The sequence below is a fragment of the Psychrosphaera sp. F3M07 genome (genome assembly GCF_018860345.1).
Classification (GTDB): Bacteria; Pseudomonadota; Gammaproteobacteria; order Enterobacterales; family Alteromonadaceae; genus Psychrosphaera; species Psychrosphaera aquimarina.
The window spans coordinates 226,493-251,809 of record NZ_JAHKPJ010000020.1 but is presented as its reverse complement, the minus strand read 5'-3'; the positions used below and the strand labels follow the sequence as shown (position 1 = coordinate 251,809).

The following is a 25,317-nucleotide window of genomic DNA, read 5'->3' as shown; positions in this document are numbered from 1 at the left end:
ACGTGAGCAATAATTCAGAATTTAAGAAAAACAGTAAACACGATCCAGATGCAAAGTTTGCTGATAACGAGCGTTTAAAAACGCAAAGTAACTTTTTACGAGGCACCATTGAAGCGGATCTTGATGATCAATTAACCGGTGGTTTTACCGCTGATAACTTCCAGTTGATCCGTTTCCACGGTATGTACCAACAAGACGACCGTGATATACGTTCTGAACGTGCTAAGCAAAAATTAGAACCATTACACAATGTGATGTTACGTGCTCGTATGCCAGGTGGCGTGATTAAGCCACATCAATGGTTGGCTATCGATAAGTTTGCAGAAGATAAAACCATGTACGGCAGTATTCGTTTAACAACGCGTCAAACGTTTCAATTCCATGGTGTATTAAAACCAAATATCAAAGGCATGCACCAACTATTAAATAGTGTCGGCATTGACTCAATTGCAACGGCGGGTGACGTAAACCGAAACGTACTTTGTACTGCCAACCCAGTGCAATCAGAATTGCACCAAGAAGCGTATGAGTGGGCAACTAAGATATCTGAACATTTGTTACCGAAAACCAGAGCGTATGCTGAAATTTGGTTAAACGGCGAAAAATCAGAAACAACTGAAGAACCTATTTTAGGATCAACTTACCTACCACGTAAGTTCAAAACCACTGTGACTATTCCACCGGATAACGAAGTGGATATTCACGCTAACGATTTAAACTTTGTAGCTATTGCTGAAAACGGCAAGTTAATCGGTTTTAACGTTTTAGTGGGTGGTGGTTTAGCCATGACGCATGGAGATGTAAACACATATCCGCGTAAAGCTGACGACTTTGGCTTTATTCCGGCTGAACATACTTTGGCTGTGGCTGAACATGTTGTCTCTGTACAACGTGATTGGGGTAATCGTTCTAACCGTAAAAATGCAAAAACTAAATACACATTAGATTCATTTGGTGTTGAATCATTTAAAGCTGAAGTTGAAAAACGTGCTGGTGTGAAGTTCGAACCAAGCCGCCCATATGCATTTACTCATCGTGGGGACCGCATTGGTTGGGTAGACGGTATTGATGGTAAACATCATTTAACTGTATTTATTCAAAACGGCCGTATTTTAGATTACCCAGACAAAGCGTTAAAAACCGGTTGTCGTAAAATTGCTGAAATCCATCAAGGTGATTTCCGCATGACGGCAAACCAAAATTTAATTATTGCAGGTGTGCCGGTAGAACAAAAAGCTGAAATTGAAAAAATCGCTCGCGAACATGGTTTGATAGATGACAGCAATAGTGAACAACGTAAAAACTCAATGGCCTGTGTATCTCTACCAACATGCCCATTAGCCATGGCAGAAGCGGAACGTTACTTACCAAGTTTGATTGAGAAAACCGAGGCGATTTTAGCGAAACACGATATAGCCAATGACGACATTATTTTACGTGTTGTTGGTTGTCCAAACGGTTGTGGCCGCGCCATGCTGGCAGAAATTGGCTTAGTTGGTAAAGGACCAGGTAAATACAATGTGTATTTAGGTGGTAACCGAGAGGGGACTCGTGTCCCTAAGTTGTATTTAGACAATGTCGGTGAAGATGTGTATTTGCCGGCACTGGATGAGTTAATTGGTGCTTGGGCTAAAGAACGTTTAACGCTTGAGAACAACGAGCATGAATGTTTTGGGGATTTTGTGATCCGTAAAGAAATCGTTGCCGAAGTAAAAGTCTCTAAAACAGACTTCCATGCCTAACAATTTGGGGCTGATACAGCCCTTTAGGAAATAAACATGACAACAGCCACAGCTATAAAAAATCAAAACTCAGGTGACCAACCTGGGTTGGTGGCCAATATTGAGCAGATTAATCAACAGCTTGCACCATTAACGGCAGAGCAACGTGTTGCTTGGGTAGTTGAAAACTTACCTCAAACAATCACCTTGTCATCTAGCTTTGGTATTCAAGCTGCCGTGATGTTACATATGGTAACGCAAGTAAAACCGGATATTCCTGTGATATTAACGGATACGGGTTATTTATTTGATGAAACGTATCAATTTATCGACCAGTTAACTGAACGATTAAACTTAAACTTAAAAGTCTATCGCGCTGAATTAACTCCAGCTTGGCAAGAAGCGAAATTTGGTCAGTTATGGACTAAAGGTGAAGCGGGATTAAAGCAATACAACCTTATCAACAAAGTTGAACCTATGAATCGTGCTCTTGAAGAATTGGATGTAGGTACTTGGTTCAGTGGTATTCGTGCGGGTCAATCTTCTAGTCGAGCTAATAAGACCATTGCTGAATACAGTTTTATTCGTGGTAACCATAAACCTGTCATTAAAGTGCATCCTATTTTGGAATGGTCTAACAAAGACATTTACGATTATTTGCAAAAACATGACTTACCTTATCATCCGTTATGGGAGCAAGGGTATGTATCTGTTGGTGATAAACAAACAACACGCAAGTTAGAACCGGGCATGACGGAAGAAGAAACACGATTTTTTGGTCTGACTCGTGAGTGTGGTCTACATGAAAATGTAGAAGGTGGAGGTATTTAAAATGAACAATGCACCCGTTTCTATATCACTCAACAGCAATGCTGGTAATAAAGTTAACCTGCCTAGCGTAAATACACGAGTGTATTTAGTTGGAGGAGGTCCTGGCGATCCTGATTTATTAACCATCAAAGCGTTACGAGTGATGCAAGCGGCAGATGTCATTGTTTATGATTATTTGATCACCGACGAAATATTAACCTTATGTCGTACCGATGCAGAATATATTTCTGTGGGTAAAAAAGCGGGTAATCACACCTTACCGCAAGATCAAATAAATCAACTACTGGTTGATCTAGCCAACCAAGGCAAAGTGGTTTGTCGTTTAAAAGGCGGTGATCCTTATATATATGGTCGCGGTGGAGAAGAAGCGCAGTTATTAGCGAAATATAATATCCCTTATCAGGTGGTTCCTGGTATTACCGCTGCGGCAGCTTGTTCTGCTGCGGTCGGTATCCCATTAACCCATAGAGACTACGCACAATCTTTACAGTTTGTGACGGGTCATCTTAAAAAGTCGACTGACGCCAATGCGCAGTCAGATACCAATTGGCAGTCATTAGCCAGTACGAATCAAACCTTAGTGATATATATGGGCATCATTCAAAGCCCTGAAATCAAACATCAATTGATAAAACATGGCCGTGCTGCTGATACGCCAGTAGCCATTATAGAAAAAGGCACAAGACCCGACCAACGTGTTGTGATTGGTACATTAGCGACTTTAGATGAGCTCGTGCAAAGCCATAACATTGGCTCCCCTGCGCTGATCATTGTGGGAGAAGTGGTTAACTTATATTCAGAGCTTAATGGTCAAGATGTTAACAACCAAACCAATCAAGATGCACAACAAGAGCTAACAAAAATCATTCAAATTGCTCAAGAGCAAGCGGCTTAAACGCGCGTTTGCTCTACATGTTGTTTAAAGTTATTTAAGATAGATAACCAACCATGTCTCTGTCGTTCATTTGAATTTTCATTTTCAGCTTCAAAAGCCTCAACTAACTTCACACCTTGGTCAGTTTGAGTAAACGTAATAAACACCTTTCGGTCATCGCCTAACACATACTCTATTTGTTGATGTGGTTTAACACAGGTAAACCGTCCCTCGAAATCAAAACCAAATGAACCGTCTTTGGCTTCCATCCGGTAATTAAATTTGCCACCAACAACCAGTTCAATATCTGCTTTGGGGCAAATCCAATCGTCGGAGGCAAAATTCCAATTCACAATATCGCTCGGCGTCGTCCAAGCAGACCACACTTGCTCTAGCGAAGCATTGATTAATGTTTCTATTGAAATAAGCATATAAACTCCTTAAAAAGTGGCCAGTCGATATTTTATACCGCAATTGGTTAATTACATATCGGTCTGACAGCAGGTTAGTTTGTTAATAAATATTTTATAAGCATCTATGGTTTCTGACTTTTTCATTGGTTGCGCGTGTGTTGTGTTAGGCAATACTTTAATCGATTTAATCAGACTAGGTGATATATTAAATAATTGCTGGGAAAAAACCAATGGTGTGGTTTCATCGTTTTCACCACTTAAGATCAATAAAGGGTTAGTGTACTGGGCAATTAACTCTTCATTGTTAATATCACTTAATTCCGGTGACACTGTGACGGTTGAAAATAATTTAGACCAAGTTGGAATTAAATTCTCAACCAGCTCTGGTACCGAGCTAATCGCGCCATCTAATACTAGCCCATCAATATGTCGTTCACTTGCGACATAACCCGCAATTAAAGATCCCATAGATACCCCATGCACAACTAACGGCAATTGGGCAGTGAACTCCTTTTTAGCGAAGTCGAATACGGATAAAGCGTCGATTTTTAAAGCATCTATTGATAGTTCGGTACTTTTTTCACTAACGCCCATACCTTGATAGTCAAACCAAATCACATTCGCAGGGATCAAAGCAAAGTGGTTAAGAATGCCAGCAGAAGCACTAATTCTCATCCCGTTGCCACCAAATAAAACCACATTCACTATGGCATCTGTTTTAGTCAGTTTTATGCCATTTAATGTGATACCAGTTTGGGTGATTACACTGATATTGGAGACGCTAGATGGAGCGTTACTCATTTTGACATCTATGGCTTTTATATCTAATTGAGGTTCAACTTTTTCACTTTGATAAATGAATGAAGCTGGCGTGATATTAATGGCACAGCCACTTAACAATAAAGCAGCGATAATAAATAAGTATTTCATGAGTAACTTCCGTGATTAAGTGAGGGCAATGTCATTAGTAATGATATAGAGCGGGCTACCTTAACGAAAAAAGCGAGACTAACCAACTAGTCTCGCTTTATATGATATTTATTCAGTTATCTTTCTTAGTACCAAACTAGTTGATACTTATCGATATTTTAGCTCCAAAGGTTATGCCATTGAATGTAAACCTATCATATTGCCTTCTGTATCTATCGCTAATGTACAGAAACCAAATTCACCAATAGCCATTTTAGGTTGCTGAATTTTACCTCCAGCAGCGACAACGCTGGCTTCTTCAACTGCACAATCTTCACATGAAAAATAAATGATGGTGCTGTTACCGCCAGCCGAAAAACCATCCATTTTAACTAATGCACCTGAAACACCGTATTCTTCCATATTCGATGGAAACGCCAACATTTCAGTGTCTGTATTGGTGGGATCGCTCAATACTTCGAAACTGACGTTAAAGACGGACTCATAAAAAGCTTTGGCTCTCGCCATTTCATCCACATATATCTCAAACCAACCAACTGGGTTATTCGCCATCACATTTCCTTAAATTTAATAATTTATACAAAACAACAACGAATTAAATGTAGAACAAGTTATCAGTCTTGATAAAAAAAATTTTGTAAATTGTGAAAAGGTAATGCCTGAAAGCAAAAAGCGCCGATATATCAGCGCTTTAAATTATTGAACAATGAAGTGTTTATTCACTAATCTTTAGTTGGGCGTTTCCACCCTTCGATATTACGTTGTTTACCACGAGCTATAGCTAATCCATTTTCACCAACGCCTTTGGTGACGGTTGAGCCTGCTGCCACAAAGCCATTTTCTTCAATGCAAATAGGCGCTACTAATGTTGAGTTAGTGCCAATAAATGCATTGTCTTTGATTTCGGTTTTAAACTTATTTACACCATCATAGTTTGCCGTGATCACGCCAGCACCTATGTTAACGCCTCGTCCGATAATGGCATCACCTAAATAAGAGAAGTGATTAGCTTTTGACCCTTCACCTAAGGTGGATTTTTTCATTTCAACAAAGTTGCCGACTTTCGCATTATTGCCAACAATGGCGGCTGGACGTAAGCGAGCAAAAGGGCCAATTTGAGCTAATTCACCCACTTGCGCTTGATCGATTAAACAATTCGCTTCAATGACGGCGCCGTCACCAATAGTGCAATCTTTAAGTACGTTGTTAGGACCAATTTTTACATTGTTGCCAATCACAACGGTGCCTTCAAAGATAACGTTGACGTCTACTTCAACATCTTGTCCAACGGTTACATTGCCTCTTACATCAACTCGTGCAGGATCACGCATTGACGCACCTGATAACATTAAGGTTTCAACCGCACGACGTTGATATTCACGCTCTAACGTCGCTAATTGAACGCGGTTATTAGCCCCTTCTACTTCAATTCCCGTTTCAGGATGTGCAGTTTCAATTGCAAAACCGGCGTTGTGCGCCATAGCGATCACATCAGTTAAATAATATTCACCTTGCGCGTTGTCGCTGGATAAGTTGGATAACCACTGTTTTAGTAAGTTGCCGTTCACCGCCATGATGCCTGTATTAACTTCATCAATTTGTAACTGTTCTGGGTTAGCGTCTTTTTGTTCAACGATACCAACCACTTTGCCATTTTCACGGACAATTCGGCCATAACCGGTTGGGTTATCTAGTTTAACCGTTAACAAAGCAATGCCTTGTTCAGGTTTTACCGCTAATAAACGTTCTAATGTCGAGGTTTGAATAAGCGGTACGTCACCGTACAAAATAAGAATAGTGTCTGAATCTGGCATATATTCATCGGCGACTTTTACCGCATGACCTGTGCCTAATTGCTCAGCTTGTAATGCCCAATGCACTTTATTATGGCTTAATACTTGTTGCAGTTGTTCACCGCCGTGACCATACACTAAGCTGATGTTTTCTGACTGCAATTCTGTGGCCGCATCGATTACATGTTGCACCATAGGTTTGTGAGCTACAGGGTGTAATACCTTAGGTAAGCTAGATCTCATACGTGTGCCTTTACCGGCAGCTAAAATTACAACAGATAAACTCATTATTTTTCTCATATCCTTTTAAAATCAGAGGTATTATAAAGGCTGTTGGTAAAATGTTCAGTCCTTTTTTTATAAATAACAAATAGAGTGGGTTATGACAGACAAAGTGTTAGTGTCAGCATGTTTATTGGGTTATCCGGTAAGATACGACGGTAAAAGTGTGCCTCTGAAAGAAATAACATGGTTACAAAAATTACAGCAGCAAAATCGCCTCGTTATCATTTGCCCTGAACAAGCGGGAGGTTTACCTACACCAAGAGACCCCGCTGAGCGACAACAAGACAAGATCATGACCGTTAACGGACAAGATGTAACCACTGAGTTTGAACTTGGTGCGCAAAAAGCATTAACGCTTTGTCAGCAACACAATATTAAGATTGCCTTATTAAAAGCAAAAAGCCCAAGCTGTGGTAATCATCAAATATATAATGGTCAATTTGATAAAACGTTAATTGCCGGTCAAGGTGTTACCGCGGAATTACTAAGTAAAAACGGGATCCAAGTTTATTCAGAACTTGAAATAGATAAGTTACTCGACGTCATTTCTTAACCCTTAAGTAAGATAATCTCCACACCTCTTGTTAGATTCTTTTTAAACTAATTTATTGTTTTTGTTGATGCATACTTTTAAAGTGGTACGGATAATAAGAATAAAACGACTAATGTATGTCAGTCAGCTTCAATAATTCGCAAATTACAATAATCGCAATTTCAAAACTGCAATTTCAAAATAAGGGATGCTCGTGAAATCTATAAAGCGTGTTTTAACTATGGTCGCTATTGCCGTCACTATGACAGCTTGCACCAACCCAGAATCATCAACTCCTACTACAAGCTCAACCAAAGAAAGCAAAGCGCTTAACATAGAAAAGTATCAACTTAAAAATGGCCTTGATGTGGTTTTACACCAAGATAAGTCAGACCCAGTTGTTGCCGTTGCGATTGTTTATCATGTTGGTTCAAATCGTGAACTGCCTGGTAAAACGGGTTTTGCGCACTTTTTTGAACATATGCTGTTCCAAAACTCCACCAATGTTGGAGCTGGTAAGTTTATCCAAAACATCGGCAATATGGGGGGCACTCTAAATGGTGGTACTTGGCAAGACGGGACTATTTATTATGAAGTCGTTCCAAATGATGGCTTAGAACAAATCTTATGGATGGAGTCTGACCGTATGGGTTACTTCATCAATACCGTGACCAAAGAAGGCTTGGAAAACGAAAAACAAGTTGTTAAAAATGAAAAGCGCCAAAGCGTAGACAACAGACCTTATGGCCATACAAATTCAGTTGTTATGGAAGCTATGTATCCAGAAGGTCATCCATATAGCTGGAGTGTTATTGGTAGTTTAGAAGACTTACAAAACGCCACCTTACAAGATGTGCGTGACTTCTATCAAAAGTGGTATGGCGTAAATAACGCAACACTGGTTTTAGCCGGTGATTTTGAAGGTGTACAAACCAAAGAGTGGATTGAAAAATACTTTGGTGAGTTACAACCTCAGCCAGAAGTAGAGGCATTACCGCCAATGCCTGCAAAATTAGCGCAAAGTGTGTCTTTGTATCATGAAGATAACTTTGCACAATTACCTGAATTAACCGTTACTTTTCCAGCAGTTGAGCAATATCAAGCAGATGCTTATGCATTAGAGTTATTGGCAGAAGTACTAAACGATGGCAAAGACAGTGTGCTTTACCAAACTATAGTAGAACAAGATAAGTTAGCGCCGTCGGTCAGTGCGTATGCGTATATCGGTGAAATTGCGGGTACCTTTGGTATCAGTGCTAGAGCCTTTAACGGTACAAAATTAGACGATGTAAAAGCCAGTTTGGATAAAGCATTAACCCGTTTTGCAAAAGAAGGTTTTAGCGACGAACAGCTTGCTCGAATTATTACGCGCCAAGAAAAAGCATTTTATAACAACCTAACCAGCGTCTTTAATAAAGCCTCTTCATTAGCGACATACAATGAGTTTGCTGGTGATCCAAACTTAATCACAACAGAAATTGAGCGTTACAAAAGCGTGACTCGTGACGACATCATGAATGTATTTAATAAATACATAAATGGTAAAAATTATGTTGCTACTAGCTTTGTGCCAAAAGGGCAAAAAGAACTGGCGTTAAGTGATGCAACCAAAGCGGACGTTGTTGAAGAACAAGTAGTTCAAGGTGCAGAACAAAACCTTGGGATGGAATCAACGGAAGCATTACCGCCAGTAGCTGAAACTAAGTCTGCATTTGACCGTTCAGTAAAACCTAAGTTTGGTAAGTCACCGACAATTACTTTACCTGATGTTTGGACATCTAAATTAGACAATGGTGTGCAAGTTTTAGGTATTGAACATACTGAGTTACCGTTAGTTTCCTTCTCTATCCGTATTTTAGGTGGTCATGCTTTAGACACGAAAGACAAAGTGGGTACCGCTAATTTAGTCACAAGCATGATGATGGAAGGCACTGCAACGAAAACGCCGCAACAGCTTGAAAAAGCCTTAGGTGAGTTAGGGGCAGACATTCGTTTCACAACCAGTGATGAATATTTAACTTTAACCGGTAATACGTTAGCGGCTAACTTCACAGAAGTGATGGCGTTAGCGCAAGAGATGTTATTGCAACCACGTTGGGACGAGTCAGAATGGACACGTATTAAAAACGAAACAATTGCACAAATTCAACAAGCTCAAGGTAATCCAGGCGCTATCTCTAACATTGTGTATAACAAATTAATGTATGGTGACGAAAACATGTTGTCTACGCCTATTTCCGGCACAGTGGAAAGCGTGAACAATATAACCTTGGATGACGTTAAAGCGTTTTACAACAATAACATAGTAGCTAACTTAACCAGTGTTCATGTTGCAGGTGACGTAGCCCAACAACAAGTAACCGCAAGCTTAGCTCCGTTAGCTAAAACGTTAAAAGCCGGTGATGTTCAATTACCAGCAACGACCGCTGCAACGCTTAATGAAAAAGCCCAAGTTTACTTTGTAGATGTACCGGGGGCTAAACAGTCGTTCATTAAAATTGGGGCTCGCGCTATGGTTGCAAATTCAGATGATTATTATCCTCTGGTTGCTGTTAATCATAACTTAGGTGGCAGTTTCTCAGGTCAGTTATTCCAAATATTACGCCTGCAAAAAGGCTATACCTATGGTGCATATTCTGGTGTAAATCGTAAAAACTTAGGGGGTGTATTCACGGCAAGTTCAAGTGTACGTTCAAATGTGACATTAGAATCTTTACAAACGTTTAGAGAAATAATGACTAATTACAACCAAGGTTTTGACGAAGAAGCTTTGACCAATACCAAGTCAGTCTTATCACGCTCAAACGCCCGCGCATTTGAGACTACAGACAGCCTAATGGGTGTATTACAAAACATTAGCAGCTACGACTTACCTAAAGATTATGTCGCTAAACAACAAGCAACATTAGCTAATATGACCATAGAACAAGCACAGCAAACCGTTGCTAAATACATGAACCCTGACAAGATGATTTATCTAATTGTGGGTGATGCAGCAACACAGCTTGAACGAGTAAATGAACTTGGTTTAGGCAAAGCCATTGTATTGGATACTGCTGGTAACCCAGTTAACTAATTGTGGATTAATATACAAAGGGATAAGCATAGCTTGTCCCTTTTTCACATTTAAAGTAACGAGATCCCAAATGTCATATCAATCAAAACTAGAAAAAGCCCAAGCGGAATTAGCAAACACAGGTATGCGCGAGTCTAACTATAATCCGCCAATATTTATCCTGTTAAGAAAGTTAGGGCTCAAAATTAGACCCGTGCATTACAATAGCTTTATTAATAACTTTGCTTTTTCAGCAATATTTTTCGGACTCATTTGGGGGCTGTTAATGTGGTTTACTACTTGGAGTACACAACGTTTACCTATCTTCAATGTGGTGACGACAAGTATTGTCAGTGGTGTATTGTTTGGTTTGATAATGGCGCTTTATTATAAAAAAAGCGCCTCAAAAAATGGCTTAAGTAAATGGGATGATTTGTAGTAGCTAATAGTGTTTTATAACTCGTTTTCCATTACTGTTGCTCTGATACTTGGAACTTCGGTGTCGTCAAAGCTGTAGCTATATAAAATATGCATGCCTTTAATTTCTTTGAAGTCTTTAAAGTTGGTATTAGCTGAGTTTTTAGCGATATCGTTAAACGACTCCTGCAAAGCGGCTACACCGTCCTCGGTTTTCAAAAAAGCTAAATTGTCATCAATAGACAGCTCGTTTTGTTTTGCCATATCGTCTAAAAATTTAGTTGTTTTCAGTACATAGCTATAATTTAAAATGCAAATATTAGAAACATAAAACACTTGAACGCCGGTCAGAGTCGTCACGTAATCTATATCCATTGGAGCTTGAGCTTGCAGATCTTTTACTACCGGTTTGAGTTCATCACAAGCTTGTTTGGCGGTTGTTGCATAAGCCGAGACGCTAAATAACGCCAGTAAAAATAGTATTGTTTTCATAGCACTTCCTTGTTCACTGATTATAAAACCACAACTTACATTAATAATTTTGACGGGTATAGAAAATATTTTATTGTTATCAAATAATAAGTTTATTCATGATCCCAATCGTGTTTATCAAAATAATCACTAAGAAAATCAATTAAGGCGCGGACCGTAGGCGACAAAAACTTTCTTGATGAATATAAAGCATAGATATACATGTCGTTTGGTTTCCAATCAGGTAAAACATGAATTAAACCACCTTCATTAATTGTTTTATTTACCATATATGTCGGCTGCATGGATATGCCGGAACCACACAACACAGCTTGAAATAACGCGGTTGCTTCGTTAGCGGTTAATTGGCAATTTACATGTATTGATCTGTGTTCTTTGCCTCTTTGCAGGTGCCAAATATTACGCTCAAAGTTAGTATAACTAAGGCATTGATGTTCGCTCAGATCTTCTGGCTCTTTAATAGGAGGCGACTTATCTAAATATTCTTTACTGGCTACCAGCACGGAGCGACACACTCCAATAGGTTTACCAATTAGTGATTGGTCAGGGCTAGATGCTATTCTAATGGCTAAATCAATTCTGCTCTTTACTAAATCAATGGCATTATCTTGTAAATCAATATCAATCGAGACCTTAGGGTGTTTTGACATGAACGCAGTAATTGCAGCCATTAATTGAGTATGAGCAAAAGACATACTTGTCGCCAACCTTATAGAGCCAGACAATTCAGTTGGTGATTCAATACTAGATACAATTTTCTGTGCAACCGATATCCATAACTCAACATCTTCCAAGCACTGTTGACCTATTGTGGTTAAAGTGACTTTCCGTGTTGTCCGGTGTAGTAACCTCGCACCAAACCAAGCTTCAATGGTTTCAATATAACGAGTAACCATAGGTCTGGACATATCTAAGCGTTCAGCCGTTGCGGTAAAACTACCTGAATTGGCAACATCAACAAAAACTTGCGCAGCAGTGAGTCTATCCATTAACTTGTCCGATATATGAAACAATGATGTGCATTATTGTGTATTTATTCGTTCAAATCAATTGCCTATTATTGCCCCACATTAATCATAGACACAAAGAGATCCAAAATGAAAAAAGTAATTTTACTGATAACTTCACTGTTATTAACCACATCATTATATGCAGCGAATAAAACCCCATTAACCCTAAAAGTAATTAATGCAGACAGCAACAGCTTTCATGTCAACTCAACCTTAGTATATGGTGAAACCGAAGCATTAGTAATCGACGCTGGATTTACCAAAGCAGACGCGTTACGCATTGCCGCAAACGTATTAGATTCTGGTAAAAAACTAACCACAATCTTTATTAGCCAAGCAGATCCCGACTTTTATTTTGGTGCTGAAACATTACAAAAGTTGTTTCCTGAAGCCCAAGTATTAACCACACCAGCTGTTGCTAAAGTGATAGAAAAAAAGATGGAAGGTAAACTTGCTTTTTGGGGACCAAAAATGGGCGCAAATGCACCAAAAAATCCATTATTACCAAAAGCAATCAAGCAAACTGAATTGACGGTAGATGGTTATAAAATTGAAATTAAAGGAACCAGCGGCTTATTAGCCCATAGACCTTACCTTTGGATCCCATCTAAAAAGGCATTAGTAGGTAATATTGCCGTGTTTGGCGGGGTACATGTTTGGACAGCCGATACTCAAACGCAAGACAAATTAGACGCTTGGTTAACACAGTTAACACAAATGCAAAACCTTGCTCCACAAATAGTGGTACCTGGTCATATGCAACAAGATACAAATCTTGATGTTAATAATATTAACTACACAATTTCATACTTGAACACATTTATTGAAGAAAAGAAAAATAGCCAACACTCGAAAGCACTAATTGACAAAATGACAGTTGCTTTTCCAAACTCACAATTTGCACTTGCATTAAACATAGGCGCTAAAGTTCACATGGGAGAGATGAAATGGTAACCATTCATTACTTTTTTGACCCTATGTGTGGCTGGTGTTACGGCGCCACACCTCTGGCTGATATTGCGAACTCAGCACAAAATGTAAAATTAGTGATGCACCCTGGAGGAATGGTACAAAGGCGTGAGATGGACGTCTCTTTTAGAAATATGGCAATAACGAACGATAAACGAATTGCTGAAATGACAGGTCAAGAATTCACAGCTGAATATTACGATCGACTTAAAAATGCAACACCTTTGATATTTGATTCATACATTACAGCACAAGCAATTTGGGTTATGGAGCAATATTATAATCAAGGTTTTGTGATGCTAAAAGCGATTCAACAGGCGCATTATCAATCTGCACTTGATTCCAGTGACCCTGTAGTTTTATCTGAGATTGCAGTTGGTCTTGGTGCAAAAAAAGATAATTGGTTTGATTTAATGAAAACCGAAGAGGTTAATGCAATGGCTAACATTGAAAAAAGTCAAAAGTTAATGAAGCAATGGTCAGTTCAAGGGTTCCCAACATTTATCATGGAAAGTGAAGGGAAATTAAGCCGACTCGCCCATTCTGACTTTTACGGTAATGCAATACATTGGCAAAAACTGATAGAAAATTTATAGCGACTGAGTCACCTAAGTACTCGAGGCGCTATCAGTTATGCTTAAACAAGTAATGAATTTATAAAAATGCTGGACGTAAACGGAGATAAGGTAATTATGACCAACCTTGAAATTATCAAAAGTACTTATGAAGGTGCTTCGTCAGAAGAGAATGGACGAAACTTAGAGAAATATTTGTCTGACAAGGTAAAGTGGAAAGAAGCCGACGGCTTCCCATTGGCCGGGACGTATATTGGATTTGAACAAATATCCAAACATGTATTTCACCGCTTAGCAACTGAATGGACCGATTATAAATTTGTCGTTGAAGATTATGTTGCTGAGGGTAATAAGGTATTTGCTTATGGCACTTATTCTGGTGTGTTTAATAATACAGGAAGGTCATTTAACGCCCGAGTTGCTCATCTTTGGACATTAGAAAATAGCAAAATTATTAAGTTTGAGCAGTTTGTTGATAGTGCTCCAGTCAATGCAGCTATGCAATAACGAGGGTTAATGTTCCTTAGCCGTAAAGCAAAAACGGTAAGCTATAAGGCTTACCGTTTATTCATTGAGTTATTATTAAATTCTAATTAAAACAATAGACTTAAACTTAATCTTGCCGTTCTTGGTTCAATTGGGTGGAAGTGATTGTCTTCAACACCTTCACTGATTTCACCCGGTAAACGAGATTCATAATAATAATCAATGTCATGATCATCACTGTCCAGCAAGTTCAATAATTCAAAACTTACTTTCCAATGAGTTTGCGAATAACTGAACATAGTATTTAATACCGTTAACGGGTCTGAACGCTGTTCGTTATCTGCCGTTAATGTACGTTTACCGATATGGCGTAATCGTAAAGATGATTGCCAGTTATCGTTAACATGCCAATTCACACCTGTGCTCGCAACTACTGGAACCGCACCTTCAATGTGGTCGTTCACATCGTTAATATCTAGTCTTGAATGGGTAAATGACGCTTCTGCATCTATGCTAATACTGTCATTTAACCAATAGTACGCACTCACTTCGATACCATAACGTTTGGACGCATCACTGGCTTCCGTATTACCAGCGTCCCCAATAAACAACAATTCTGACTCAAGCTCTAACCACCATAAAGCGGCAGATAGATTGAAGTTTTGTTTATCAGAATAACGCAGACCAATTTCAGCACCTTCACTTTTCACTAATAAATCAACGGTTTCTGCTGGAGTTAACGTAGCAGGATCAATAGAGATAGTTGCCCCACGTGCATCATTAGAATGAAACGATTCACCCCAATTAGCATAAGCTGCTAACGAGTCATTTATTAGATAGTTAAGGCTAGCTTTAAAGCTAATTTGGTCATCATTGGCTGAACCTGAATTTGCTGCAATATCACTATTTACATCAGCGTCAATGTAGTCATACCTGACACCAACCGTTGCTTCTAATTTGTTATTAAAGGTTAAGTTAGATTGCCAATAACTTGAATAACTGGTTTCAGTTAACGCATCTTGGCGAACGGTGCTTACATAAACCGTTTCTTTGGTATTATATAATCCAACATTGTCTATGTTGTCATGACGCAGTTGTAATCCCACCTTGTGCTGAACGGGGATTGAGAATCCATGACTATCAAACTGATAACTTAATGCCGCACCGGAAATGGTACGACTATCCTGTTGATTAAATTGATCACCATTAATCGGATCATTTAAAAAATATGAAAAGTTTGAGAACAAGTTTAAATCGTAATTAATTACATAAGCATTAGCTTGTAGGTTATTGCCTTGCCAATTGGCCGACAAACTATAACGACTTGAACTACCACCTAACGATGTATCTAATGACCCTAATTCAGAGATTAAACCTTGGTCTACTGCACGCTGCGGTATTTGATCCGCTGAGTTCCACGTATTGTCATAAGCCATGGCCGTTACAGATAAGTTTCCGTTTTGCATATTCGTTACATAACGTAATAATGCGTTCTTTTTGTTCACGTCTTCATCAACATTGTCCCAAGGGCCCGAATACGTTTGCCATTCAGTTGCACCAATTAACTTGCCATCACTTAACTGTGCAGCACCTAAAGCGACACCTCTGAAGTAATTGTTTTCACCTAAGCTCAATTCAACTTGTTGATGTTGTAAATCATTGGCAATAAAGAAGTTAGCACTGCCGGCTGTAGAAAAGTCGCCTTGGCTTGCGTCATACGAGCCTTTTGCATAGCTGATGGTAGAAATGGTTTCTGGGATAATAAAGTTAAGATCTGTATAACCTTGTCCGTGACCATGACTGCGCATATTGATTGGCATGCCGTCGATATTGGTGGCGAAGTCAGTGCCGTGATCTAGGTTAAAACCACGAATAAAGTACTGATTAGCTTTACCTGAACCACTATGTTGAGTCACAGCCATCCCAGGAATTAACTCAAGCATTTCAGTACTTCTTAACATTGGACGTTCTTGTATTTCCCCTTGACCAATAATACCACTTGAAGCACTAATCGAATCGCCGATTAAACCTGCTCTATGACCATATACGGTGATTTTTTCAATATTTGCATGCACAGCCGCGCCATATAAAATGCCAATTGTGGCTAAAACTAACCTTCCCATATTACTGCTTATCCTATTAATTTTTTGTACTTACTCGTTTGTTTTATGAGTCATGTTTTTCGGGGGTATTATAAATGAGCTGAAATACGAACACACAGTGATTAGTCTTAGGTTATCTGCAACAGAACTCAGATACATGACTACAAGTTAGTAAATTAACGTTTTATTAGAAAAAAGAGTTTTAAAGGGCAGTTGTAACCAACCTACATGAGTAGAGAAATACCCTTATAATCACTGTAAATTGGCGCACCTAAACGGCATAATACGGCTCGAATCCATCGCACTAACCAACAGGAATTTTCATGGCTCACACCAAAGACACTTGTGTTTTTTGTATTGCTTCGCCCATTTTAGTCGCTGAAATCTTGCAACAGACTGAGTATGAACATCCAAGCGTAAAAGCCGAAGGGTTTATGCATTTATGCCGTTCCCATCAAGTCAGCGAAGTGGTTGATAGGTTTTACCCTGGTGTAACGGACTTAAAATTACTGGTGATTGATATTAGCCTGCTGAAATCCGAACTGGTATACGAGGGGGCGGATGGTGACTTTAGTAATTGTGATGATTCCGCCAGCAACTTTTTTAAAACTGAGTCTTTCCCACACTTGTATGGTGCATTAAATACCAATGCCATTATCGACGTTGTTGATGTCAGCCGATTTAATCAAAAACCAATTCATCCAGATACCGTCGCTATGTTGCGCCATTATCGTTTTGAGCGTTTACCTGTAGAGGGCACCTTGTTTAAAAGTACATGGCGTTCTAATCAAGAAAATAACAATGGCGAACCTGCAGGCACCGCTATGATAGGTTTGTATGCTAACGAACCCGAAAGTTTATCGTGTTTTCATAAACTTGATTTTGATGAGGTGTGGCACGCGTATAACGGCGACCCATTTACGCTTTATTTATTGTATCCAGATGGTAAAACGGAAGAAGTATTAATGGGCACAAACCCAATGGCAGGACAACATATTCAATACGTTATTCCTGCAGGTGTATGGCAAGCTGGCTGTTTAAATGACGGTGGCCGATATGCCTTATTTGGTTGCACTATGGCACCGGGTTTCACTGGCACCTGTTTTGAGGCAGGATTAGCCGATGAGTTAATTAAGCAGTATCCAAGCAGAGCGGAAATCATTAAAAAATTATCTGTTAATGGTCACGAAACTAATATGCCAGAAGGGTTTGCGAGTTAACGGTAGTGGAACATTAATAGGAGGTATCCCTCCGATTGCTCACTAAAGTAGATGTTGTTTAAGTCGATAATATCGCTATTCTACTTTCTCTAACCAAGTACTAAAATCAATCTCTTGTGGCCTAATACTTTCTTCTTCACCTAAATTATCGCCCATATAAAGGTAAGTCCCTTCAATAACGAACAGCTGTAAAAAGGAAGTGTCATAATCATCATATTGATTGCCAAAGGTATCTGAGCCCTCAGTTAACATTAAATCTACCTTTGTGGCATCAATGCGTGCAGGAGTTGATACCAACTCCCCAATTTTATAAGTACCTAATAAAGTAAACTCAATAAGAAGGCGTTCACAAGCCAAGCCTGAATAAATACTTTCTGTAATAGTTACGTTAGTGTCGGTGAAGGTAAAACGACTAATTGAAGACTCTTCATCTTCAGGATCAGTATCATCACTATTACAACTTGAAACCCATTCGCCAAATAAAGGCGACGTTATAACTACTTCAGGTTCGTCTTTGTCGCTTGAACAGCCAGCAATAAAAATAAGTAGTAGTAACAAACTTAAAAGTATCCATCTAGACATATATAATCCTTTAAATTACACAATATTATCAATTAGTTAAGTTTTTACATTAACGTAACTGAGCTAAATGGCAAGTTCTCTACAAATTGTGAATTAACTCATTGTAATTATTTTTATACAAATTAACTGCTGCAACTTATCGATAAGTCTTTTGACCAATCAGGTGGCGTTTGGGCGTATTGTTCAAACTCTGGTTGCTCATCAAAAGGCTGTTTTAGCACTTCAAATAATCTCTCTAGCTCTGAGTTATCACCCGCTTCTGCTGCTTTAATGGCTTGTTGGGCTAAGTAATTTCGTAATATATATTTAGGGTTAACTGCGCGCATTTTTTGTAGACGAGTTTGGGTATCGTCTTTTTCAATTAGTAACCGGCGTTTGTATTTTGTCAGCCATTTACTGGCGGCTTCTCGGTCAATAAAGTGATCAATGAACACGTCATCATTACCATTAAAGTTTGATAATAAACGCCATGAATTCGTGTAATCACGTTTATCTTGTTGCAACAAGGTTAACCACTCTCCTAATAACACTTGATCGCCTTTGTCGTTTTGCGTTAAACCTAGTTTTTGGCGCATAAGCGCCGAATAGGCTTTGACTAATGTAGGTTCAAATTGCGACAAACACTCGGCTAATTGATCTTTCGTTAATAAAGGAGACAACGCATGACCTAAGGCATTTAAGTTCCAGAGCGCAACGCCAGGTTGTTCATCAAAAGCATAACGCCCCGAGTGATCCGAATGATTACAGATGTGTTTAGAATCAAATTCATCTAAAAATCCATAAGGCCCAAAGTCAAAAGTAATGCCCAAAATAGACATGTTGTCGGTATTCATTACTCCGTGACAAAAACCAAACGCTTGCCATTTTGCTACTAACTCAGCGGTGGAGCTGATCACTGCTTTATACATTGCCAATGTTTTGTCTTGAATAGTTAAATGGACGTCAGTAGCCAGTTGTAAAACATGACTATGAGTATATTCCACCAATGTTTCTAATAACTCGGTGTTGTTTTGGTAAAAGGCATATTCAAAATGACCAAAACGAATATGACTTTGGCAAATACGAATTAACACTGCACCTTGTTCGGTTGTTTCACGTTGAATGGCTTCAGATGTTTTAAATACACCTAACGCACGACTAGTTGGTATACCTAAATGGAACAAGGCCTCCGACGCTAAAAACTCTCTAACGCTGCTGCGTAATACAGCTCTACCATCACCAAATCGTGAAAATGGGGTTTGCCCTGCACCTTTAACGTGAATATCCCAACTGCCCGAGGAGCTTTGCAATTCACCCAATAATAATCCTCTACCATCACCTAAGTCGGGATTGTAATGACCAAATTGATGGCCTGTGTATTTTTGCGCTAACGGTTTGGCATTGGATAAGGTTGCATTGCCACTAAACCAGTCTAGGTAATGACTGTCGGTGAAAACAGAGTCAGGTAATTCCAATAATTCAGCCACGTCGGGACTGGTTACTATCCAACTTGCATCGGGCATTGGCGTTGGCGTAATAAATGCGGCCATCTCTGAAAGTTGTTCAGCGTAGCTATGTTTTAGGTTTAGCTGTATTTGATCTGATTGTTTACCATCTGTAGAAGACATAATTTCGCCGTATAAATTGATATATATTAATAAATATAAGATTAACTAACTGTGACCCCATTTCCTTATTCGACATTTTACCAATTAATGCTAAGTTATTAATCAGTAGGTAAAAAATTCAATCTTATATTTTCTATTGGAGTCCATATGAAAAAAATAATAGCACTTTCCACCATGCTTTTTGCATCAGTTGCATTTAATGCAAATGCCGCTGATATTGCAGCTGGTAAAGCTAAGTCTGCCACGTGTGCAGCTTGTCATGGTGCCAACGGTATCAGCATGATCCCTATGTATCCAAATCTAGCAGGACAGAAAGTAGCTTATTTAGAAAAACAATTAAGAGACTTTAAATCTGGTGCTCGAAAAGATCCAGTGATGTCTGCGATGGCCATGCCTTTGTCAGAAGAAGATATTAAAAACGTATCTGCTTATTTTGCGTCATTAAAGTAAGTAAAAAGCCGATTTAACTTAATCATGTTAAACAATGCGATTTCAATTCAATATTGAAATCGCATTTTTGTATCTACGATTAATAAGCGTCAAGCATTGCTAATATAACAAACTAACCATTCGCTAAATGCTGTTCTATAACCGTCAAAAACGCGTTACCGTATCTTTGTAGTTTAGTTTCACCTACGCCTGACACCGCAAGTAACGCTCTTGGATTGGTTGGTAACTTATTGGCCATATCCACCAAAGTTGCATCAGAGAACACCACAAATGGTGGTACGTCGTGCTCTTGTGCAATGGCTTTTCTGAGGCCTTTTAAGCGTGCAAATAAATGTTTGTCGTAATTCACTTTATTCGGTTTCTCATACAAATGAGTACGACCAATTCTTGGGACGGCTAAGTGTAAAACCTTTTCGCTTTTTAAGTACGGACGTGACTTTTCGGTCAGTAATAAACGGCTGCCTTGGCTAATATCTTGTTCGACTAACCCTTGGTGGATTAGCTGACGCATAATACTTAACCAGTATTCTTGGCTCTGATCTTTACCTAAACCATAAGTGCTTAACTTGTCGTGTCCGTGATCTTTAATTCTTAAGTTTTGGCTGCCACGTAAAATATCAATCACATGACCTACACCAAATTGTTGTCCACTGCGATAAACACAAGACAAAGCTTGTTGTGCTAACAAGGTGCCATCAAATGACTTTGGCGGGTCTAAACAAATGTCGCAGTTTCCGCAGGAATGATTGTCGTATTCATTAAAGTAATTAAGTAATACTTGGCGGCGACAAGTTTGAGCGTCGGCTAGTGCAATCATAGCGCTAAAACGTTGTAACTCTACTTTTGCCCTTTCTTCATTAGGGTTGTCGCTGATCAAACGTTTAACTCTTGGCACGTCAGCAGAATCAAAAAACAATAAACATTCTGCAGGCAAACCATCTCGCCCTGCTCGGCCGGTTTCTTGATAATAGTTTTCAATGGTTTTAGCTAAATCATAATGCACAACAAACCGAATGTTAGGTTTGTTAATTCCCATGCCAAAAGCAATGGTAGCAACCACGATTTGAATGTCATCACGTTGGAATTTATCTTGAACGGCAACTCGATGGGACGTATCCCAACCCGCATGATACGCCTCGGCTTTATAGCCTTTTGCTTGTAGTTTTGCGGCGATGTCATCCACACGAGCACGGCTAGAGCAATACACTATGCCGCAGTTATCAGACTGGGTATCCAAAAAAGTTAACAGCTGATTTAGCGGCTTAAACTTTTCTTCTATGGTGTATCTCAAATTGGGTCTGTCAAAACTGCCTACATGAATATAGGGGTCTTGCAGCTGTAATTGATAACTAATATCGTGTCGTGTCGCGCGGTCGGCCGTAGCCGTTAACGCCATAATAGGTGTGTTGGGGAAATTAGGTTTAATGCAGTGTAAACGTAAATAATCTTGCCTAAAGTCATGTCCCCAATGAGACAAACAATGGGCTTCATCAATTGCAAACAAACCCACGCCACAAAACTTCAAATGATCCATAAAGCTAGGTTGTAATAAACGCTCTGGCGATACGTATAATATTTTTATTTCACCATGCTGAACTTGGTTCAACACTTGAATTTGCTCTTGTCGGTCTTGTTGGCTGTTGATAAATGCCGCAGCGATGTCTAATTCTAATAACTGGTCAACTTGATCTTTCATTAACGACAATAAAGGTGTCACCACAACCGTTATATGATTGAGCAATAAAGCTGGAATTTGATAACACAGACTTTTACCACCGCCCGTTGGCATTAAAACTAATGAATCTTTACCTGATAAACAGGCATCAATCACTTCTTGTTGGCCGTCACGAAATGACTCATATCCAAAGACTTGATTTAATAACGACAGCGGTGTGTTTTCGGCTAATGACAAAAGAATTTAACTATTGGTGTGACACAAATGTGCGCGCATTGTACCATTCCTCTGGTCTCTTCTGTGAAGGAAAATTAATGTTATCTGAACAACAAATCAAAGATTGGTTAATCAAGGTATTTTCTCAACTCAACTTCAACCAAACGATTGGTTTAAACATCACGGTTTGTGAGCAAGATAAAGCCGAAATACGCTTTGTATGGGATGACAAATTAATGGGTAATCCTATTCAAAAAATCCTACACGGTGGTGTCACTGCGACAGCGTTAGATACCGTTGGCGGTATTTTAGCGATTTATAGTCGACTCAGTCGTCATACTGATTTAACCGAACAAACCTTAGCCGAGTTAACTGGAAAAGTGGGAACCATCGATCTACGCACTGATTATTTACGTCCCGGTCGAGGGCAAGAGTTTATAGCCACTGCTCATTTAATACGTTCAGGCAATAAAGTCTGTGTGTGTCGAATGGAACTGCATAATGAACTTGAAGAACATATTGCTTACGGAACCGGTACTTACCTTGTTGGTTAATACCTTTAGGGCCAACTGCTTTTGTTAGCTCTATTAATTATTATTGTTATATAAAACTAAAAAGAAGATCTTAATGAATACAAACGCCAAACAAGGTGTATTTTTAGCGATTGCTGCTTATTTTATGTGGGGCGTTATACCTGCTTATTTTAAACTATTAGACTCGGTGGATTCGGTCGAAATATTGATGCACAGGATCATTTGGTCATCACTTTTATTGGCGATAATTATTTCAGTGAAACAAAACTGGATGCAGATCTCCAACATATTCAGAAGTCCCAAAACCTTGGTCATCTTAGTAGCGAGTTCCGCTATTTTAGGCTTTAACTGGTGGTTGTTTATTTGGGCAATAAACAATAATCATATATTAGATGCAAGCTTAGGATATTACATAAATCCTTTATTAAACGTGGGTTTAGGTATGTTGCTTTTAGGTGAACGGTTATCAAAATTACAGTATGCTGCGGTGTCATTAGCCTTTATTGGTGTGGCTATTCAGGTGATCACGTTTGGTTCGTTTCCAATTGTCGCGTTTGCGCTTGCTACTTCTTTTGCCATCTATGGCCTTATTCGTAAAATGGTGTCGGTTGATTCTGTTTCAGGTCTATTAGTTGAGTCTATGTTGTTGGTTATTCCCGCCTTTTTGTATTGGTGGTTTATGGTGCCAACCCCGAGCAGCAACTTCGCCGATAACAGCATAGGTTTCAATTTGTTATTAATGTCTGCGGGGATTGTCACTACCGCACCTCTGTTATGTTTTGTGGCCGCAGCTCGTCGTCTTAACTATTCCACTATGGGCTTTTTCCAGTACATAGGGCCAAGTATTATGTTCATATTCGGTGTGTTTATTTATGGTGAACAAGTAGGACAAGATCGATGGGTTACCTTTGGCTTTATATGGACTGCATTAGTGATCTATTCCATTGCCAGTATCTTAAAAATTAAAAAAGATAATAAAGCGGCCAGTTAAACAGCGAGTACTTTGTTTGAGCCTATTAAAAGGCTCATTTACAATTTAACAATGCAAAAAATAAACCCGCTTAAACCGTTGGATCTATACCGTGCACTATTTTGGCTGAATACTCCGCCTGATTTAATTCGAGTTGACTCGTTGGGTTTTTAGCCGGACAACCGTGCACTAACCGCACAACTATCTCGCCTCTGTCCAATGCACCTTGAATGGTGGTTATCACCGCTTCTTGAGCTGGAATAACCTTGTCACTGTCTTTGCGGGTTAGTTCGATTATCTCTTGTGATACTTTTTGATCATGTACAATTAAATCCGCTAATTGCATCGCTTGTAAGGCTTTTAATGTTAGGTTTTCTGGGTTGTTATTGCCAATGCCCACATAAAAAACCGAGCCGGCTAGTTTGTTGTCATCACTCAATGTTTGTTCTATTAGCTGTTTAACCCCATCCCAGTCTTGTTGCCCTGCTTTGGCGGCAATATCACCACGGAAAAAGCGTTCCCAAAAATGGCGGCGGGATGTGAAATCGGTAATGGTGCCTTTTACTTTATGGCGATATGAACCCGCTAATGCGGCTAACTTACCTGTCCATTGTGGCATTAAAGACTCAAATTTTTCTTTCCACAATCTTGCTAATACAGGCGCTTCTCCACCAGATGAAATAGCAACTACAATGGGTGAGCGGTCAATAATCGCAGGGGTGATAAAATGACAATATTCAGGATCATCCACCACATTAACAAATATTTTTTGCGCTAAGGCGTTGGCTTGTACTTGTCGGTTTAATGCGTTGTCGTCCGTTGCTGCTATGACTAACCACTTGTCCATTAATAAAGAAGAATCGTAATCGCCTAGTATTAATTCTATTGAGTGTTGCACCGCTAACGCTTGCACTTCTTGGCAGATATCATGAGATACCACAGTGATCTTGGCACCAGTCTTACATAAGGTTTGAATTTTTCTTAGAGCAACGGTACCGCCGCCAACCACTAAAACAGGTTTGTTTTCTAACTTAACAAAAATAGGCAGAGTGTTCATGATGTTCCAAATAAAGAGAAGCTTAATGTTAATTTGCAGGCATTAAGGCACGATAATAAGGGGACTATAGAAAATGGTTTACGTTATCACAACAACTAAAGACGATAAGATATAAGTGTTTGATTTTCAGCGGTTGGTTAGGGGAATAATAAACACAAAAAGAAACAGGCCTTTTGCTACAAATTAGTGATAGTTATCAGAGAGGTGCACCACCAATGTGCATTTTAGCGTTAATTTTTCATTTGTATATGTGCGTGATGTGATAGTGAAATTTCGTTACTTATTAAAATATAAGGAGTTTTCTCTTTTCATTATAATAAACATGGGTTTGGTATTTATATTGCTACTGAATGAGCAAGTTACAAATTATACAAAGTTATTAATCCGTACTTTCCTAATATAAAAGTGTTATGCAACGGATTAATAAAATAGGCTTATTAGCCAGCTTCGCCAGAAGCCAGAAACAGCTTAGTTTCTGACACCAACGACGGTGGTCCCACAAGACTCGTAATTTCAAAGTAG

Annotated in this window: 23 protein-coding genes and 1 pseudogene; 13 read left to right on the top strand and 11 right to left on the bottom strand. The window is 39.2% G+C overall.

Annotated elements, in window-relative coordinates; all coding sequences use genetic code 11:
* The first annotated feature begins 2 nt into the window (after positions 1–2).
* The 3 genes and pseudogenes from cysI to cobA all read left to right on the top strand — a co-directional run.
* The gene (gene cysI / locus KO505_RS09910) at positions 3–1,742 is read left to right on the top strand and encodes an assimilatory sulfite reductase (NADPH) hemoprotein subunit (RefSeq protein WP_216055289.1); all 1,740 of its coding nucleotides are present in this window, start codon (positions 3–5) and stop codon (positions 1,740–1,742) included.
* A gap of 36 nt (positions 1,743–1,778) precedes the next feature.
* Positions 1,779–2,552, top strand: a complete 774-nt coding sequence (locus KO505_RS09905) for a phosphoadenylyl-sulfate reductase (protein WP_216055288.1) — start codon at positions 1,779–1,781, stop codon at positions 2,550–2,552.
* 79 nt (positions 2,553–2,631) lie between these two features.
* Positions 2,632–3,447: pseudogene (gene cobA / locus KO505_RS09900) on the top strand (uroporphyrinogen-III C-methyltransferase); the annotation flags it as partial.
* On the opposite strand, the gene KO505_RS09895 reads toward cobA, so the two are convergent.
* The 4 genes from KO505_RS09895 to glmU form a co-directional block, all read right to left on the bottom strand.
* The gene (locus tag KO505_RS09895; protein ID WP_216055286.1) at positions 3,444–3,857 is read right to left on the bottom strand and encodes an SRPBCC family protein; all 414 of its coding nucleotides are present in this window, start codon (positions 3,855–3,857) and stop codon (positions 3,444–3,446) included. The pseudogene cobA and the gene KO505_RS09895 overlap by 4 nt on opposite strands.
* Positions 3,858–3,908: 51 nt before the next feature.
* A complete protein-coding gene (locus KO505_RS09890; RefSeq protein ID WP_216055285.1) occupies positions 3,909–4,769 on the bottom strand; it encodes a serine aminopeptidase domain-containing protein in 861 nt (286 codons plus the stop codon).
* A gap of 171 nt (positions 4,770–4,940) precedes the next feature.
* The gene (locus KO505_RS09885) at positions 4,941–5,321 is read right to left on the bottom strand and encodes a VOC family protein (protein WP_216055284.1); all 381 of its coding nucleotides are present in this window, start codon (positions 5,319–5,321) and stop codon (positions 4,941–4,943) included.
* A gap of 170 nt (positions 5,322–5,491) precedes the next feature.
* Positions 5,492–6,850: a bifunctional UDP-N-acetylglucosamine diphosphorylase/glucosamine-1-phosphate N-acetyltransferase GlmU gene (gene glmU, locus KO505_RS09880; RefSeq protein ID WP_216055283.1), complete on the bottom strand. Its 1,359-nt coding sequence runs from the start codon at positions 6,848–6,850 to the stop codon at positions 5,492–5,494.
* Positions 6,851–6,944: 94 nt separating this feature from the next.
* Here glmU and KO505_RS09875 point away from each other — a divergent pair, with 94 nt between their 5' ends.
* The 3 genes from KO505_RS09875 (at position 6,945) to KO505_RS09865 (ending at position 10,873) form a co-directional block, all read left to right on the top strand.
* A complete protein-coding gene (locus KO505_RS09875; protein WP_216055282.1) occupies positions 6,945–7,400 on the top strand; it encodes a DUF523 domain-containing protein in 456 nt (151 codons plus the stop codon).
* 193 nt (positions 7,401–7,593) lie between these two features.
* Positions 7,594–10,455 carry a pitrilysin family protein gene (locus KO505_RS09870; protein WP_216055281.1) on the top strand — a complete coding sequence of 954 codons (2,862 nt, stop codon included), beginning with the start codon at positions 7,594–7,596 and terminating at the stop codon, positions 10,453–10,455.
* Positions 10,456–10,525: 70 nt separating this feature from the next.
* Complete coding sequence (locus tag KO505_RS09865; protein WP_216055280.1) at positions 10,526–10,873, top strand: DUF6404 family protein; 348 nt, start codon at positions 10,526–10,528, stop codon at positions 10,871–10,873.
* A gap of 14 nt (positions 10,874–10,887) precedes the next feature.
* Here the strand turns inward: KO505_RS09865 and KO505_RS09860 are convergent, their stop codons facing one another.
* Together KO505_RS09860 and KO505_RS09855 are read right to left on the bottom strand one after the other, a co-directional pair.
* Positions 10,888–11,343 (bottom strand): hypothetical protein, encoded by a 456-nt coding sequence (locus KO505_RS09860; RefSeq protein WP_216055279.1) that lies wholly within the window; start codon positions 11,341–11,343, stop codon positions 10,888–10,890.
* Between the two features lie 92 nt (positions 11,344–11,435).
* On the bottom strand, positions 11,436–12,332 hold the full coding sequence (locus KO505_RS09855) for a LysR family transcriptional regulator (protein ID WP_216055278.1): 897 nt from the start codon (positions 12,330–12,332) through the stop codon (positions 11,436–11,438).
* Positions 12,333–12,440: 108 nt separating this feature from the next.
* Here KO505_RS09855 and KO505_RS09850 point away from each other — a divergent pair, with 108 nt between their 5' ends.
* The 3 genes from KO505_RS09850 (at position 12,441) to KO505_RS09840 (ending at position 14,404) form a co-directional block, all read left to right on the top strand.
* The gene (locus tag KO505_RS09850; protein WP_216055277.1) at positions 12,441–13,307 is read left to right on the top strand and encodes an MBL fold metallo-hydrolase; all 867 of its coding nucleotides are present in this window, start codon (positions 12,441–12,443) and stop codon (positions 13,305–13,307) included.
* Positions 13,301–13,918 (top strand): DsbA family protein, encoded by a 618-nt coding sequence (locus tag KO505_RS09845; RefSeq protein ID WP_216055276.1) that lies wholly within the window; start codon positions 13,301–13,303, stop codon positions 13,916–13,918. Before KO505_RS09850 ends, KO505_RS09845 begins: the two co-directional genes overlap by 7 nt.
* Before the next feature lie 96 nt (positions 13,919–14,014).
* A complete protein-coding gene (locus tag KO505_RS09840; RefSeq protein WP_216055275.1) occupies positions 14,015–14,404 on the top strand; it encodes a nuclear transport factor 2 family protein in 390 nt (129 codons plus the stop codon).
* Positions 14,405–14,490: 86 nt separating this feature from the next.
* On the opposite strand, the gene KO505_RS09835 is transcribed toward KO505_RS09840, so the two are convergent.
* The gene (locus KO505_RS09835) at positions 14,491–16,506 is read right to left on the bottom strand and encodes a TonB-dependent receptor (RefSeq protein ID WP_216055274.1); all 2,016 of its coding nucleotides are present in this window, start codon (positions 16,504–16,506) and stop codon (positions 14,491–14,493) included.
* A gap of 302 nt (positions 16,507–16,808) precedes the next feature.
* On the opposite strand from KO505_RS09835, the gene KO505_RS09830 reads away from it, so the two are divergent.
* Positions 16,809–17,705 carry a cupin domain-containing protein gene (locus KO505_RS09830; protein ID WP_216055273.1) on the top strand — a complete coding sequence of 299 codons (897 nt, stop codon included), beginning with the start codon at positions 16,809–16,811 and terminating at the stop codon, positions 17,703–17,705.
* A gap of 75 nt (positions 17,706–17,780) precedes the next feature.
* Here the strand turns inward: KO505_RS09830 and KO505_RS09825 are convergent, their stop codons facing one another.
* Both KO505_RS09825 and KO505_RS09820 read right to left on the bottom strand, forming a co-directional pair.
* Complete coding sequence (locus KO505_RS09825) at positions 17,781–18,287, bottom strand: hypothetical protein (protein WP_216055272.1); 507 nt, start codon at positions 18,285–18,287, stop codon at positions 17,781–17,783.
* Positions 18,288–18,409: 122 nt separating this feature from the next.
* A complete protein-coding gene (locus KO505_RS09820; protein WP_216055271.1) occupies positions 18,410–19,894 on the bottom strand; it encodes a YdiU family protein in 1,485 nt (494 codons plus the stop codon).
* A gap of 147 nt (positions 19,895–20,041) precedes the next feature.
* Between KO505_RS09820 and KO505_RS09815 the strand changes: the two genes are divergently transcribed.
* Positions 20,042–20,344, top strand: coding sequence for a cytochrome c (locus tag KO505_RS09815; RefSeq protein ID WP_216055270.1), 303 nt, complete (start codon positions 20,042–20,044; stop codon positions 20,342–20,344).
* A gap of 112 nt (positions 20,345–20,456) precedes the next feature.
* Here the strand turns inward: KO505_RS09815 and recQ are convergent, their stop codons facing one another.
* Positions 20,457–22,256, bottom strand: coding sequence for a DNA helicase RecQ (gene recQ / locus KO505_RS09810; RefSeq protein ID WP_252731737.1), 1,800 nt, complete (start codon positions 22,254–22,256; stop codon positions 20,457–20,459).
* Between the two features lie 77 nt (positions 22,257–22,333).
* On the opposite strand from recQ, the gene KO505_RS09805 reads away from it, so the two are divergent.
* Positions 22,334–22,789, top strand: coding sequence for a thioesterase family protein (locus KO505_RS09805; RefSeq protein WP_216055269.1), 456 nt, complete (start codon positions 22,334–22,336; stop codon positions 22,787–22,789).
* Positions 22,790–22,856: 67 nt separating this feature from the next.
* A complete protein-coding gene (gene rarD, locus KO505_RS09800) occupies positions 22,857–23,759 on the top strand; it encodes an EamA family transporter RarD (RefSeq protein ID WP_216055454.1) in 903 nt (300 codons plus the stop codon).
* Positions 23,760–23,829: 70 nt separating this feature from the next.
* Here the strand turns inward: rarD and KO505_RS09795 are convergent, their stop codons facing one another.
* Positions 23,830–24,795, bottom strand: coding sequence for a siroheme synthase (locus tag KO505_RS09795; protein WP_216055268.1), 966 nt, complete (start codon positions 24,793–24,795; stop codon positions 23,830–23,832).
* Between the last annotated feature and the right edge of the window lie 522 nt (positions 24,796–25,317).

Coding starts and splice junctions, on each gene's coding strand:
- KO505_RS09905 (WP_216055288.1), top strand. CDS start 1,779: ATGACAACAGCCACAGCTATAAAAAATCAAAACTCAGGTGACCAACCT.
- KO505_RS09895 (WP_216055286.1), bottom strand. CDS start 3,857: ATGCTTATTTCAATAGAAACATTAATCAATGCTTCGCTAGAGCAAGTG.
- KO505_RS09890 (WP_216055285.1), bottom strand. CDS start 4,769: ATGAAATACTTATTTATTATCGCTGCTTTATTGTTAAGTGGCTGTGCC.
- KO505_RS09885 (WP_216055284.1), bottom strand. CDS start 5,321: ATGGCGAATAACCCAGTTGGTTGGTTTGAGATATATGTGGATGAAATG.
- glmU (WP_216055283.1), bottom strand. CDS start 6,850: ATGAGTTTATCTGTTGTAATTTTAGCTGCCGGTAAAGGCACACGTATG.
- KO505_RS09875 (WP_216055282.1), top strand. CDS start 6,945: ATGACAGACAAAGTGTTAGTGTCAGCATGTTTATTGGGTTATCCGGTA.
- KO505_RS09865 (WP_216055280.1), top strand. CDS start 10,526: ATGTCATATCAATCAAAACTAGAAAAAGCCCAAGCGGAATTAGCAAAC.
- KO505_RS09860 (WP_216055279.1), bottom strand. CDS start 11,343: ATGAAAACAATACTATTTTTACTGGCGTTATTTAGCGTCTCGGCTTAT.
- KO505_RS09855 (WP_216055278.1), bottom strand. CDS start 12,332: ATGGATAGACTCACTGCTGCGCAAGTTTTTGTTGATGTTGCCAATTCA.
- KO505_RS09850 (WP_216055277.1), top strand. CDS start 12,441: ATGAAAAAAGTAATTTTACTGATAACTTCACTGTTATTAACCACATCA.
- KO505_RS09845 (WP_216055276.1), top strand. CDS start 13,301: ATGGTAACCATTCATTACTTTTTTGACCCTATGTGTGGCTGGTGTTAC.
- KO505_RS09840 (WP_216055275.1), top strand. CDS start 14,015: ATGACCAACCTTGAAATTATCAAAAGTACTTATGAAGGTGCTTCGTCA.
- KO505_RS09835 (WP_216055274.1), bottom strand. CDS start 16,506: ATGGGAAGGTTAGTTTTAGCCACAATTGGCATTTTATATGGCGCGGCT.
- KO505_RS09830 (WP_216055273.1), top strand. CDS start 16,809: ATGGCTCACACCAAAGACACTTGTGTTTTTTGTATTGCTTCGCCCATT.
- KO505_RS09825 (WP_216055272.1), bottom strand. CDS start 18,287: ATGTCTAGATGGATACTTTTAAGTTTGTTACTACTACTTATTTTTATT.
- KO505_RS09820 (WP_216055271.1), bottom strand. CDS start 19,894: ATGTCTTCTACAGATGGTAAACAATCAGATCAAATACAGCTAAACCTA.
- KO505_RS09815 (WP_216055270.1), top strand. CDS start 20,042: ATGAAAAAAATAATAGCACTTTCCACCATGCTTTTTGCATCAGTTGCA.
- KO505_RS09805 (WP_216055269.1), top strand. CDS start 22,334: ATGTTATCTGAACAACAAATCAAAGATTGGTTAATCAAGGTATTTTCT.
- KO505_RS09795 (WP_216055268.1), bottom strand. CDS start 24,795: ATGAACACTCTGCCTATTTTTGTTAAGTTAGAAAACAAACCTGTTTTA.